We start from the raw sequence: 13,439 nt of genomic DNA on the forward strand, positions 1-13,439 counted from the left end.
ATAAGGGGGAAATTTGAAATTGAAGTTTTTATATTTAACAATATCGGCCATTTTAATATTTTTAATTGTTGGTTGTTCACAGCAACAAACCTTTGAAACTTTTTTTCATCAAAAGATGGAGCGTATGCATATTGGGGAACAAGATTATTTCTACAAGCTTGTTTACAAGGAATTTAATGTAGTACATCATGATGATGTGGTGGCAGTTTTTAAAGAAAATAATAAACATGGAGAGCAAATTTTTATAGCTTATTTTGAGAAACAGGATAATCAATGGAGTTGGATACAGACAATAGGGGCTGAATGGGATTCCCCAGTGAAATGGTCTTCAATGAACCAAACACCTTTTATATACTTTGGTACAATAAGTGGCAATTCGATTAGCGAAGTATATGCAGGTGATGAAACTGGGGTAATCGTTGATGTTGAAGAGGATAAGAAGTTTTGGTATGCAATTAATCCTATTAAAGATGTGGAAGTAATGGTGGTAAAAGAAGATGGTACTAAAGAAATTATTAAGAATATTAATCATGAAGAAGTATCAAGTAAATAATTTCAAGAAATGGCTTACTTATATTCAAACGATACGATAGTTAGAGCAGCATTAGTGAATGGAGTATATCCCCATATCTATGGCGAGTTAAATATAGACTCTGTATTAAGAACAAGTGATTTTGATCCTAATAGATGGAATATTATCATTACCCCAACATCGCATTCAACGCTGGGTGTTGGAACCAGCCCGGCCATGGGGTACGGAAGGGATATTTCAGGGAGGCAAATTCACCGGATACATTCAGTCGGCTAAGTGGCGTATTTGCACAAAAACAACTGAAGGAATTTCCAAATACCATCGTATCGTATTGTAAATAAATTACAATTAGGTGGAACATGAAAGCTTTGGATTACTTAAGAAGAGTCTATTATAGGCTTTGTTATTATTATCAGAAATTTCAAATTGATTGTAATGTCTTTTGTAGTTGTTGGAATCGTTGATTATTTTTTTCTTTCAATAAGTATTCAAAGGGACATCGTGATCACAACAATCTTAGATGAAATGATGGTTTTTTATGGAAGGAAGAATTTCAGGATGCAGATAATAACGGAAAGATTAGTACTGAGGGATTATAGTTCAAATGATTTGAATAATTTAATGTTACTTAAGTCTAATAGGTTAGTTTCCTTAAAAATCAATTTTCAGGAGGAATAAATGAATATTAGTCATATTACTTACAATATTGACGAAGTAACATTTCAATTAAAGGAAGATATCGATTTTAGTTGGCTACTAAAATTAGGTTATGTATTTGCAGTATTCGATCAACAGGATTCAGGTAATATCTGTTTTGGAGTGGAGAGTGAAGGGCAGAAGAAGTTTGTTAAATACGCTGGTACCAGGCCTGTTGATTATCAAGGAGAACCCTCCGAAGCAGTATCGAGACTGAAAGATGCAATTCCTTTATATTATGAACTCAAGCATTCTTGTTTAATAGAAATCTTGGATCATTTTAGTGTTAATGGTGGTTATGGTTATGTTGCAATTTTCAAATGGTTTAATGGCGAATGCCTTCATTCTCACTGGTCGTATCCTCCTCCAGCTAAATACACAAATCCCGATTCTCCCTTTTATAAATATAAGCACTTATCGATCGAGCAAAGATTGAACTCATTAGAACGTATTATTGATTTTCACGTATTTGTAGAAGAAAAGGGATATGTTGCAATAGATTTTTATGATGGAAGTATACTTTATGATTTCTTGAATCATGAAACTAAAATTTGCGATATTGATTTTTATCAAAGAAAACCATTTTACAATAATATGGGAAGGCTTTGGGGGTCTTCAAGATTCATGTCACCTGAAGAATTTGAATTAGGAGCAGAAATTGATAGCCGAACGAATGTTTATAATATGGGTGCCATTGCGTTTGGGCTATTAGGTGGTGAGCTTGATAGGTCCTATGAGAAGTGGGAGGCCAACCAAGAACTTTATAATGTTGCTTACAATGCAATTAACGAAGACAAGCTAAAGAGATATCAATCGATTAGGGAATTTTTAAATGCTTGGAATAAAAATAAGGAATGCTGAGATGCAATGATAATAAAAAAAATAAAGGATGTGTCTTAATGTCACGACTTTTTGGTGATCGCATAATTCTGAGAGAGTATTGCAAGGAAGATTTAAAATTTATAAGACAATGGTGTAATGACCCGGAAATCGTAGATAATCTATCCGATATATTCTTATTTCCGCATACAGTAAACGGAACAGAACAATATTTAAATTCAATACTTGAAGGGAAGACAGAGCAGAAAGGGTTTGTAATTGCACACAAAGACACTGAGGAGTACATTGGACAGATTGATTTATTTAGAATGGATTGGAAAAATAGATCGGCTGAACTAGGAATAGTGATTGGAATTAAAGAGTACCTTGGCAAGGGATATGGTACTGAAGCAATAAAAACGCTACAGGATTTTGTGTTTAACAGATTAAATTTAAATCGATTACAACTGGAAGTACATGATTTTAATGAAAGAGCTTATAGATGTTACTTAAAGTGTGGATTCAAAGAAGAAGGAAGATTAAGAGAGAAGAATTTTATTAATGGACGATATTCGGACACGATTACTATGAGTATATTGAAAAGAGAATATGAAGAGTTAAATAACCGGTAACAGAGACTGTACAATGAACTAACTATCAGCTGTGTTTGCTGCAACGCATATTACATAAAGATAAATTTCATATGTCACTATGATTGAAGATTAGAATTAGTGTAAAAGATAGTAGTGATTCTTAAGAAAATAGTAGAGACCACCGGATTAAATCCTAAGTGGTCTTTTTTTTACCAAATTTATTACTATTGACTCATGTTAATATTCTTGTATGATACCCACACTGGGCATGTGGTCCTTACGTTAGAGCATAGGGGATTCAAGACTTTTGCTACTCTCGTTTTTATATCTTATTCTAAATTATCTATTGCGTATTGCGCTTCTTCCTTACTGAACTTTTCTCCGTATTCCGAAATCAATTGATCGTAAATAGCCGAATCTGACATACTCATAGATTCTGCATATGAATGTGCCTTTTTTAATGCATTTTCTTTCCAATCGAATACAATGTTATCGATAGCATATTGAGCAGCTTCTGGAGGGAAGTTCTCTCCATATTCAGAAGTCAACTGTTCATAAATTCCTGCCTTTGACATCTGCATAGTTTCTGTATATAACTCTGCTTTCTTTAACGCCGACTTATGTTCTCTAGGGACACTTTCCTCTTTAGCCAATTCTTCAGCCGCAAGCTTCGCTTCAGCATCTGCCTTATCTTTAGCTGCTTGATCTTCTTTCTGTTTAGCATCATCTTCTGCTTTGGTAGAAGTTTCATCAACCTTTGCGGACACAACTTTTTCATTATTAGTGCTGGAGATAGGTTCCGTTTTAGCGGTTGGGCTAGCTATAAGGGCCACTATAAATAAAATAAAGCACGCCAATGAATACAAGAACTTTTTCTTTGCTGTACCCTTTTTCTTAATCAAAGATACAACCCCTAGTATGATTAATATAACAAATGCTAAAAAACTTATAAGACTAATAAACATCCACATTTTTTATAATCCTCCTAATTTCAATGACATAAGACAAATATAGTCTATCAGAACTAGGTAAATATATCCATAATATATTATATTTTTAAGATTTATACGAAGCTTAAAAAAATAATTTAATTTTAAATAATCGTATTAGATAAATTATGTAAAGCGATTTTACATACAAGATTATTTGATTATGTAATACCCAATGGATGTAATTAATATATTTAAGTATCAGAATTGCATGTTCAGGGGGGACTTATTATTAATGGGAGCTGGAGGCGCTTTCAGTCCATTCGCAGTAAGCTAATTGCTACTTTACTAATAGTGATTGCGGCACCTACGTTGATTGTACTCTACAATTACTTCAAGACATCGGCTAGAGTGGTGGAGCGGGAGGTATATGCAGCCAACCAGAGCCTGATTGAACAGGCGGCTTTGACGATTAATGATAAAGCTAAACGGATGATTCAAGCCACCTATTTGCTAGAAACGGATATGGCCCAGACTTACGGAAACCGCACCTTTAATTGGGACTACGGGAATGTGGAGGCAATGGGGGCGATCTTTCAGATCCAGAAGCGGATGGGATATTTGCGTGACATTCTACTGGATGATAGCGCTTTTATAGGACTAGCTGATGCGGATGCGAATATTGTAACAACATTGAATAATTTCAACCGTAAGGCCGCCAGCGATATCATCCACGAACCTTGGTTCAAGGCAGGTATAGACGGAAAAGGGTACCCTTACTGGAAGAAAGCCTATCGGCTCCCAGTAAATCTGGGATACACCAACAACGGACCGAATAAGGAGTTCATGTTGCTGGCACGGTCTTTCTCTTTTGAATCCTCCATCCACGATTCAGGTCTGGCTGTAGTAGGCATACCTGTAAGCCAGTTTTATGGGGAAACCTCCCAAGGACTTCCTAATAATACGCAGCTGCTCATTCTGGATCAGAACGCAACCCTGTATGACATTTATGGGAAGAAGCAGTACTCGCTGACGAAGCAGCAGCTAAGAGACAGCGAAACAAGTCCGGCGGTGATGAAGAAGTTGACGTTACATAATAAGGCTTATTTGATGAATTTGGCCACCGTACCACAGATCGGCATTTCTATAGTGTCGCTGCAGCAGATGGGGGACTTCTCAGCCCAGTTGGATAATTCCCGGACGAAATCGATTGCCCTGTTCCTGTTGTTCTTCTGCGTCGGAATCATTATAGTGATCTACATTCTGTTGCGCCTAACCAAACCGCTGTATACGCTAGTACGTTCCATGAGCCGGGTGGGCAGCGGGAATTTCAGCACCAAGGTGGAAGTACGGGGGAAGGATGAGGTTGCGATGCTCGGCAGCCGTTTCAATAAAATGGTGTCCCAGCTGGAGGAATTGGTTCGGCATGTGGCAGAGGAGCAGCGGGACAAGGAGGAGGCGCATTTCCAAGCACTCCAAGCACAGATCAATCCCCACTTTTTGTTCAACACACTGAATTCAATCAAGCTGATGGCCATGTTATCCAATACCAACCGTAACGTCAGCGATATGATTACAGCATTAGGCAAGCTGATGGAATTCTCCATGAAGCAGAATACACTGTTTGTTACGTTGGGGCAGGAGCTGGAATATTTGGAGTTGTACATGTCGCTACAAAAAATCCGGTATCACGACAACATTACCGTCTCTATTAAGGTCCCGGAAGAACTTCTGGAATGCACCGTACTGAAATTCACACTTCAGCCGCTAGTCGAGAACAGCATTATTCATGGCTCGCAGGTGCCCCTGCACATCCGCATTGAAGCCGAACACCGTGATCAATACATACTGTTGCATATCCGGGATAACGGAAAAGGAATTACTCCTGAGAAAATCCGTGCAATCTCCAATCAGTTGACACAGGATCATGTGAAGACAAGTGGCATCGGCCTGCTCAATGTAGATCGGAGAATCAAAATCCATTGTGGACAGGAATGCGGGCTTCAGTTATCGCAGCAGGATGACGGTGGTCTTCAGGTGACGGTTCGTATCCCACATCGGAAGGAGCAGGAATGATGACAACAAAGGTGTTGATTGTGGACGATGAGATTCTGGTCCGGGTGGCGATAAAAACGCTGATTCCTTGGGAGGAGCAAGGATTCGAGGTGATCGGGGAAGCGACGAACGGGGTGGAAGCTCTGGAGATACTCAGCCGTAAGTCCTGTGATATTATTCTAGCTGATATCCGGATGCCGGAGATGAACGGGTTGGAGCTGATGAATCATGTGCGCGTGAGATGGCCAGCTACAAAGGTAATCATTTTATCGAACCATAACGACTTTGAATATGTGCAGAAAGCGCTGCGTCTGGGGGCGGTGGATTATACGCTTAAGCTCGCTTATACCCCTGAAGAGCTACTCGATAAGTGCAAGCGGATACAGCAGTCCTTACGTAACGAACAGCTGAAGCGTAGGGAAAAACACAAGCTCGAGTATAAAATACAGCATTTGGAACGGAAATCCACCGAGTTGATTCTACTCGATTTGTTGGTCAAGCAAGGTTCCCAGCTAGAGGTGGACAACCTGCAAAGAGACGGACTTCTTCCACCGTTTGTGCTAAATGGCTGTCGTGTAATTGTGGCGGGAGTGGATCACTACCAGCAGGTGTTGGAGGAGAACCGATTTAAAAGCGAGCAGTTGCTGATGTACACGGTCAGCAATATCTTGGCGGAAATCATGAGGAAATACGCGGATTTCCAGTTGGTGGATATGTATAATCACAAGCTCGTGATCCTGTGCGGTGCCTATTCAGAAGAGATGTTAGATGAACTATGGGAAGCGGTGGGAACCTTTGTTAAAGTGAATGTTAGCTTCGGTGTCTCTGGAACCAGCTTCAGCCCATATCAATTAAATGAAGGCTGTCGGCAAGCGGAGCAGGCGCTGGAACGGCACTTTTTCCATCCTACGAGACATGTGCTGTATCCGTTGGACAGCTTGGACGAGGTGCGCGACAAGTTCAGCATTTTGCAGAACGGACATTGGACCGACTTACTGGAAAGGGCCGGAGAAGATGTCATTCTAGAGGAACTACGGCAGTGGACCCATCAGTTGCAGAAGGAAGAGGGAATGGGAGTCGCCTGGGTAAGGGAGCAGTGGTTGCAATGGCTACATTTGATCTGCCAGCAGATGGGACAGCCTGAACATATTCTCTATGTCATGCCGGAATATCAGGGGAGATACCCCTTTGATGTGATCCGTAATGCCGAAACGCTCCAGGAAATCAGTAACTGGTTTCTTGGCTGGCTTCCCGAGGCGGTCGCTATTGCGAGACAGAACAAACAGCCGGTATACCGAGATGAGGTGACGCAGATTATTAAGATAATGGAAGAAGAGTATGCTTCATCCCTTAAAGTGGCTGACCTGGCCCAAAAAGTAGGGTTTGCGGAAAACTACCTCAGCGTAATGTTCAAAAAGGAGACCGGCGTGAAAATTGTGGATTATCTGACGCAAATCCGTATGCAGAAGGCAAGAGAGCTACTGCGCAATCCCACGTACAAAATATATGAAATCTCGGAAATGGTCGGTTACACCGATTCCAATCATTTCAGCAAGTATTTCAAGAAAGTAGAAGGATTATTTCCGCTCGAATACCGCAAAGTCATGACAGGCAGGTAAACAGGTAGCTTGGAAATTCCCTCTTAGAACAAAGAATATGCCGTTCGTTATTCGGCAGTGATTTGTTATAACTAAGTTGTAGTTCCGTCCTATACAACGAAAGGGGAAATGATAATGAAGCGAGGATTACTATTAAGTCTGACATCCGTTCTGCTGGCTGGCTCGATGTTAAGCGGATGTGGAGGTAATAACGGAGACTCGGCCAATACGTCGCAGGAGAGCACGAATGCTTCTGGCGGTTCGAAAAAGATAGAACTTAAATGGTGGGGCGGCGTGCCAGAAGAGAATGGACCCAAGGCGGTAGTAGACCGCTGGAACGCCGAGAATCCTGATATTCAGGTCGAATATGTTCGGTTCGTCAATGATGACCCGGGGAACGTGAAACTTGAAACCGCGCTACTCTCTAATACGGATGCTCCCGATCTATTCGTGAACTATGCCGACGCCCAATTGGATCATCGCATAAAGGCCGGAATGGTGGAACCATTGGAGGGTTTGATTGAATCTAGTGGGTTTGATCTAGAGGGAATCATCGGCTCGGAGAACATTACGAAAGTTGACGGCAAGATATATAACCTTCCAGGGTCTAGAGATGTGCGTTACGTTGCCTTCAATAAAGCTTCCCTCGATGCTGTGGGTGAGCGGGTCCCGGAACCGGGCTGGACATGGGATGAATATGAGGCATTGGTCAAGAAGCTGACGAAAGAGGGGCAATATGGTGCCTTTCTTAACCCGATCTTAGAACCGATTGCTACAGATGTGTTGAACTCAGCACAATCCAAGGATTCCTCTTATGCTGCGGACGGAAGCTCTAACTTCGATCATGAATCATTCCGCAAGGGTCTGGAAATGCAAAAGAGGTTGTTTGACGCCAAAGTTCTTATGCCTTATGCGGAAGGGGTTGCGAATAAGGCGCAGCCTCAGGATGAGTTGCTGAACGGTAGAGCGGCATCTACTTATACTTCCGCCTACTTTGTCCGTTACATCAAGGATGACACCGCTTATCCGAATCGAGATTATCAGATTGCCTTTGCGCCGATGCCTCAGTGGACGGCAGGCAGCAATGTGAATAATTCGAAGTTAAATGATATGACCTCAATCAATGCCAAGAGTCCGAACAAGGAAGCTGCAATGAAGTTCCTGAGCTGGTTCCTTGTAGAGGGCAATACCGAGATGCTGCCGGGCGGGCGGATTCCATCCAGTAAGAAAGCCGATGTCAACCAGATAGCGGAAGCTATTATGGGCGATAAGGCAAAGTACTTTGATGTAGATTCGTTCGTGAAGCTGCTGAACACGCAATACATCACTGCAGAAGTTACTCAAACGGCCGGCTTAACCGAAATGCGCAAAGCCGTTCTTGAAGAAGCAGAGACATATTTCATGGACGCACAGGATTTGGATACAACGGTTAAAACGATCAAGCAACGGGCCGATGAAGCGATTGTCGCGGCAAAGAAATAATTCAAAGCTATCTCCGAGCTATCCGGAGATGGCTTTTTTTGCTATCTGGGGAATAGTTATAGTCACGCAGAAGAAGGGTTCAAAGAATATCACGGTATTTGCATAGTTTATGACATTCTGAGGAGGAGGAAGCCTCGCTATAATACAGGTAGAAGGAGTTGAGTGTATGAGAGGAAAAACGAGGGAGAATATCGCCGGCTATTTATTTATTCTTCCGAACCTGCTGGGGTTTGCGGCCTTCATACTGTTCCCGATGGCATTTAGTTTTGTGCTGATGTTCACAGACTGGAACTATCTCAAAGGGCTGGGTGGTCTAAGTTTTTCTGGTCTTGATAATATAATCAAGCTAGGGGGTGATCCAATCGTCTGGAAAGCCCTGCTGCATAATGTGATTTTTTCCTTGAGCAGCGTTCCATTGGCTTTGGTGATTGGTCTGCTACTAGCCGTTATATTGAATAGGCTTGTATATATGAAGACGTTGATCCGTACTATGATTTTCCTGCCTTATATGAGTAGCATTATAGCGATATCCGTAGTCTGGCGGGTCCTATATAATCCTTCTCAAGGTCCAATTAATTCGGTGCTCAAGGCGCTCGGCGTGGATAACCCCCCAGGATGGCTGGCAAGCCCGGATTGGGCATTAGCGGGCGTAATCATTATGACAGTATGGACTTACATCGGCTATGCGATGATTCTGTACATGGCCGGTATTCAGGGGATCTCAAAGGATTTATATGAGGCCTCAGCTATCGATGGAGCCAACGCATTCAAAAAATTTCTGCATATCACCTTGCCCATGCTAAAGACGACAACTTTTTTGACTGCGGTTACACTGATTATTTCATCCTTTCAGGTATTCGCGTCCGTGCAGGTCATGACTAACGGCGGCCCCATGCGTTCCTCCAGTGTGCTGGCGCTCTATATTTATGAACAAGCTTTTGAACTACGAAATATGAGCTACGGGGCAACCGTTTCCTGGCTACTGTTTCTCTTTATATTCATTGTCACTCTGGTGCAATGGCGCTCGCAGCGCAAATGGCAGGACCAATTCTAGGGAGGAAGGGTGAAGCTAGTGTATAAACGCCATACTTATAGATTGGTCGCAAAAATATTCATCACAGCTGTATTCCTCCTGATTGGAATCCTGATGCTGCTTCCCTTTATCTGGATGCTGTCCGCATCCTTCAAGAATACTTCGGAGCTGTTCCGCTATCCGATCGAGTGGATTCCCGATACGCTAAATACTGGCAACTATAAGAGGGTATGGAATGGTGCTGTTTCTTTTGGCGTGTATTACTGGAACTCGATCAAAATCACTTTTTTTCAGGTGTTGGGTTCCCTGATTACCAGTTCGATGGCAGGTTATGCTTTCGCAAAACTGCGCTTCCGCGGCAAGGAGACCATCTTTCTCTTGTATCTGGCTACCATGATCATTCCAGCACAGGTCTTCTTTGTTCCGCGGTTTATTTTATTTGACAGTCTGGGACTGGTGAATACGCATCTGGCTATAATTCTTCCTGGGATGTTCACTGTGCTAGGCACCTTTATTATGCGGCAGTTCTTCAGTACGTTACCGGGCGAATTACTGGAAGCGGCTAAGGTGGATGGTGTCGGTCATTGGAGAATGTTCTGGCAAATTTGTCTTCCGCTAACGAAGCCGGCATTGGTCACGCTTCTCATTCTTACGTTCACTTGGCACTGGAATGAATATGAGAATCCGCTGATCCTGCTGCGGGACCGTAAATTGTTCACGATTCCGCTGGGGCTGACTATGTTTACGGATGAGAACGGTACTGATTATCCTCTGATAATGGCTGCTTCCGTGTCGGCTCTGGCTCCGCTGGTACTCGTTGTTAGCATCTTTCAGCGCTGGTTCGTTGAGGGAATTGCCAGTTCGGGACTTAAAGGCTAAATATATGAAACTACAGAAGGGAGAATTATAAATGATGATTCATAAAAATGAGCATTATCAATTTGTTGTCGTTGGCGGAGGAATGGCTGGGTTTTGTGCGGCTATCGCCGCAGCACGCCACGGGGCGCGCACCTGTTTGATTCAGGACAGACCGGTATTCGGTGGCAATAGCTCCTCGGAGATCCGGGTGACGCTACACGGGGCAGCTGCTTTTCATACGTATGCTAGGGAGACAGGGATTATCTCCGAGCTATTTGTTGAAGAGCGGGCCCGCAATCACGAGGAGATTACCGAGAATGGTTGGACGAACAGTGTCTGGGATATGACGATGTACGATATGGCGCAAAGCACGCCGAACTTGACCTTCCATTTGAATACTTCTGTCCATGAGGTTGTGATGAAGGACGACCAGACGATTCAATCGATTATGGCTCGTATAGCCAATGCGGAGACAACTATTGAAATTTCAGCGGATTTGTTCATTGATTGCACAGGAGACGGTGTCATTGCCGATCTTGCAGGATGCGAGTGGAGAATGGGCTCCGAAGGGCGCGCCGAATTCAATGAGCCGCATGCGCCAGAGATGGCTAGTGGAGACACAATGGGTAATTCCATTCATTTCAAGGCCAAGGATATGGGGCGCCCCATTCCGTTTGTTGCTCCGGAATGGGCCACCAAATACGAAGATGCAGCCTATTTCTACGAACAGGGACGTAAACCGTACGATATCCGTAGCGGATACTGGTGGATCGAGATTGGGGTGCCGTGGCATACCATTACAGATTCCGAAGACATCCGGCATGAGCTGACCAAACATACGCTGGGCATCTGGGATTGGATCAAGAACCGGGACCCTAAGACGAAGGAGTTGGCCGCCAACTATGCGCTGGACTGGATCGGACAGGTGCCGGGTAAGCGAGAAAGCCGGAGGATCATGGGAGAATATTTCATGACCGAGCATGATCCCGTCAACCGGAAGGTGTTCGAAGACGAAGTCGCTTATGGCGGCTGGTTTCTAGACCTGCATACACCAGGCGGACTGCTGGCCATGACTAGTGAGCATTCCAGCTCCGAAAACTACAGCGAGACTACTGAATATGCAATCAAAAGCTACTGTGGTCCCTACGGCATCCCTTTTCGAATCATGCTTGCAAAAGATGTGGATAACCTGATGATGGCTGGTCGTAATGTCAGTGTGACGCATGCCGCGCTTGGTACGGTGCGGGTCATGGCAACCGGCGCGCTGATGGGCCAGGCGGCCGGGACGGCTGCAGCGATCGCCCTGAAGAAAGGTATCGCAATTAAGCAGGTTACGACAGAAGCGATGCCGGAATTACAGCAGACCCTGCTGAGGGATGGTTGCTTCCTACCGAATGCTGTGAATGTGGATGCGGCTGATCTAGCTAGGGATGCGACAGTCACTGTCAGTAGTGAGGTGGCAGTCTACGGTGCAGGGCCGGAGAGTAAGGATCATCTGCCGAAACTGGCAGAATGGAATGACTGTAAGGATTGGAGTGAGCAGGATGAGATACTGCACAGAAGACGCGGCCAATGGATTGCCGTCTCCTCCCCGCAGATCGACTGCTTATCTGTCTGCTTGAGTAACATGACAGATGAATCGCAGACGGTAGATGCAGTGCTGCTCAAGGTGGATCATATCTGGGACTACCGCTCTGAGCCACAAGACGGAGAGCTGGCCAGCTGTACGCTAACCGTTCCTCCGGGAGGAAGGCACTGGATCGAATGGGCCAGCCCTGCAGGTGCCGGGCAAGGATTGCAGCCAGGTTCTTATGTCAGGCTGGATCTAACAGCCAATCCGAACGTAATCTGGCATGCCGCGGGCACGATTATTCCCGGACATATCAGCGCCTTCGAGATGGGTGAGGGCAGAATGCGGCGTTACGAGAAGGGAATGACCATGAGCTATATCATCTCCCCGCCGCAAAAGGCTTTTGGCGGCAATAACATCATAAGTGGGGTTACCCGGCCTTACCGGTCAACCAATCTATGGCGCTCCGATCCGATGCAGCCCCTGCCGCAGTGGGTTGAACTGTCCTGGGATACTAAGCAGAGAGTGGGGACAGTGGAAATTACTTTTGCCGGGCATCTGTTTCGCGAATATCATGCATATGGTCCGTTATATCGAGATCCACAATGTGTTAAGGATTACAGAATTCAGGCATGGATCGATTGCGAGTGGAAGGATGTAGTTCATGTCGTGGACAATTACCTCCGGCATGTACGCCATACATTTCTGGAGACGATTGTTGCAGAGAAGTTGCGTGTGCTCATTGAAGCAACAAACGGTGATCCTTCTGCGGCAGTTTATGAAGTGCGTTGTTATGAATAATAGAGATATGGTCTTACTGGCCTCCATCTCCTAGCCGCTTCATTTGGAATTTCAGAATTGTAGCTTCCTCAACTATTCAACTAGCTAATCCCATGATGTAGCAGACCGCACTGAGGGAGAGATCCCTGCAGTGTTGTCTGTTTTTTGTTGCAAAGAGGATGGAGATATCAAAGAAAAGAAGGAATCAAAGCTAAGAGCAAAGAAGGTTTATGGTCATAAGACTAGAAAGAGGAATAATAATGAGTCCATTTTTAACATATCTGATCAATGAAATAACGGCTAATATAACTGAGGTTCAGGCAATAATTCTTAGAGGCTCACATCTTAATGAAAATACAGTGGATTTCTGGTCAGATTTGGATGTGTTAGTAGTCTTAGAACCATTAGTACACATAGATGAAGAGGTGTTTATTCAAACAATAAATAAATCTGGATAAATTATCGGAAGTGAATTGTATATCAATCCGGAATCA

General features: G+C 43.8%; 11 protein-coding genes. 10 read left to right on the forward strand and 1 reads right to left on the reverse strand.

The features are described 5' to 3' along the window. Positions 1–13: 13 nt before the first annotated feature. The 3 genes from AC1D7X_RS04745 (at position 14) to AC1D7X_RS04755 (ending at position 2,679) form a co-directional block, all read left to right on the forward strand. Complete coding sequence (locus tag AC1D7X_RS04745; protein ID WP_495457795.1) at positions 14–553, forward strand: hypothetical protein; 540 nt, start codon at positions 14–16, stop codon at positions 551–553. Between the two features lie 657 nt (positions 554–1,210). Then, positions 1,211–2,089 carry a serine/threonine protein kinase gene (locus tag AC1D7X_RS04750; protein ID WP_495474736.1) on the forward strand — a complete coding sequence of 293 codons (879 nt, stop codon included), beginning with the start codon at positions 1,211–1,213 and terminating at the stop codon, positions 2,087–2,089. A gap of 38 nt (positions 2,090–2,127) precedes the next feature. Further along, on the forward strand, positions 2,128–2,679 hold the full coding sequence (locus AC1D7X_RS04755; protein WP_495457797.1) for a GNAT family N-acetyltransferase: 552 nt from the start codon (positions 2,128–2,130) through the stop codon (positions 2,677–2,679). Positions 2,680–2,969: 290 nt separating this feature from the next. Here the strand turns inward: AC1D7X_RS04755 and AC1D7X_RS04760 are convergent, their stop codons facing one another. Continuing rightward, the gene (locus AC1D7X_RS04760) at positions 2,970–3,611 is read right to left on the reverse strand and encodes an Ltp family lipoprotein (protein ID WP_495474737.1); all 642 of its coding nucleotides are present in this window, start codon (positions 3,609–3,611) and stop codon (positions 2,970–2,972) included. Between the two features lie 330 nt (positions 3,612–3,941). Between AC1D7X_RS04760 and AC1D7X_RS04765 the strand changes: the two genes are divergently transcribed. The 7 genes from AC1D7X_RS04765 to AC1D7X_RS04795 all read left to right on the forward strand — a co-directional run bounded on the left by AC1D7X_RS04765 (position 3,942) and on the right by AC1D7X_RS04795 (position 13,403). Beyond that, positions 3,942–5,645 (forward strand): cache domain-containing sensor histidine kinase, encoded by a 1,704-nt coding sequence (locus AC1D7X_RS04765; protein ID WP_495474738.1) that lies wholly within the window; start codon positions 3,942–3,944, stop codon positions 5,643–5,645. Then, a complete protein-coding gene (locus tag AC1D7X_RS04770) occupies positions 5,642–7,243 on the forward strand; it encodes a response regulator (RefSeq protein ID WP_495474739.1) in 1,602 nt (533 codons plus the stop codon). Before AC1D7X_RS04765 ends, AC1D7X_RS04770 begins: the two co-directional genes overlap by 4 nt. A 114-nt stretch (positions 7,244–7,357) precedes the next feature. Further along, positions 7,358–8,704, forward strand: coding sequence for an ABC transporter substrate-binding protein (locus AC1D7X_RS04775; protein ID WP_495457801.1), 1,347 nt, complete (start codon positions 7,358–7,360; stop codon positions 8,702–8,704). Between the two features lie 166 nt (positions 8,705–8,870). Then, entirely contained in the window at positions 8,871–9,758 is an 888-nt protein-coding gene (locus AC1D7X_RS04780; RefSeq protein WP_495457802.1) for a carbohydrate ABC transporter permease, read from the forward strand. A gap of 9 nt (positions 9,759–9,767) precedes the next feature. Beyond that, a complete protein-coding gene (locus AC1D7X_RS04785) occupies positions 9,768–10,616 on the forward strand; it encodes a carbohydrate ABC transporter permease (protein WP_495474740.1) in 849 nt (282 codons plus the stop codon). A 31-nt stretch (positions 10,617–10,647) separates the two neighbouring features. Next, a complete protein-coding gene (locus tag AC1D7X_RS04790; protein WP_495474741.1) occupies positions 10,648–12,966 on the forward strand; it encodes an FAD-dependent oxidoreductase in 2,319 nt (772 codons plus the stop codon). Between the two features lie 239 nt (positions 12,967–13,205). Further along, positions 13,206–13,403 carry a hypothetical protein gene (locus AC1D7X_RS04795; protein WP_495457804.1) on the forward strand — a complete coding sequence of 66 codons (198 nt, stop codon included), beginning with the start codon at positions 13,206–13,208 and terminating at the stop codon, positions 13,401–13,403. Positions 13,404–13,439: the final 36 nt, after the last annotated feature.

It is taken from the genome of Paenibacillus sp. Y568 (assembly GCF_059445545.1).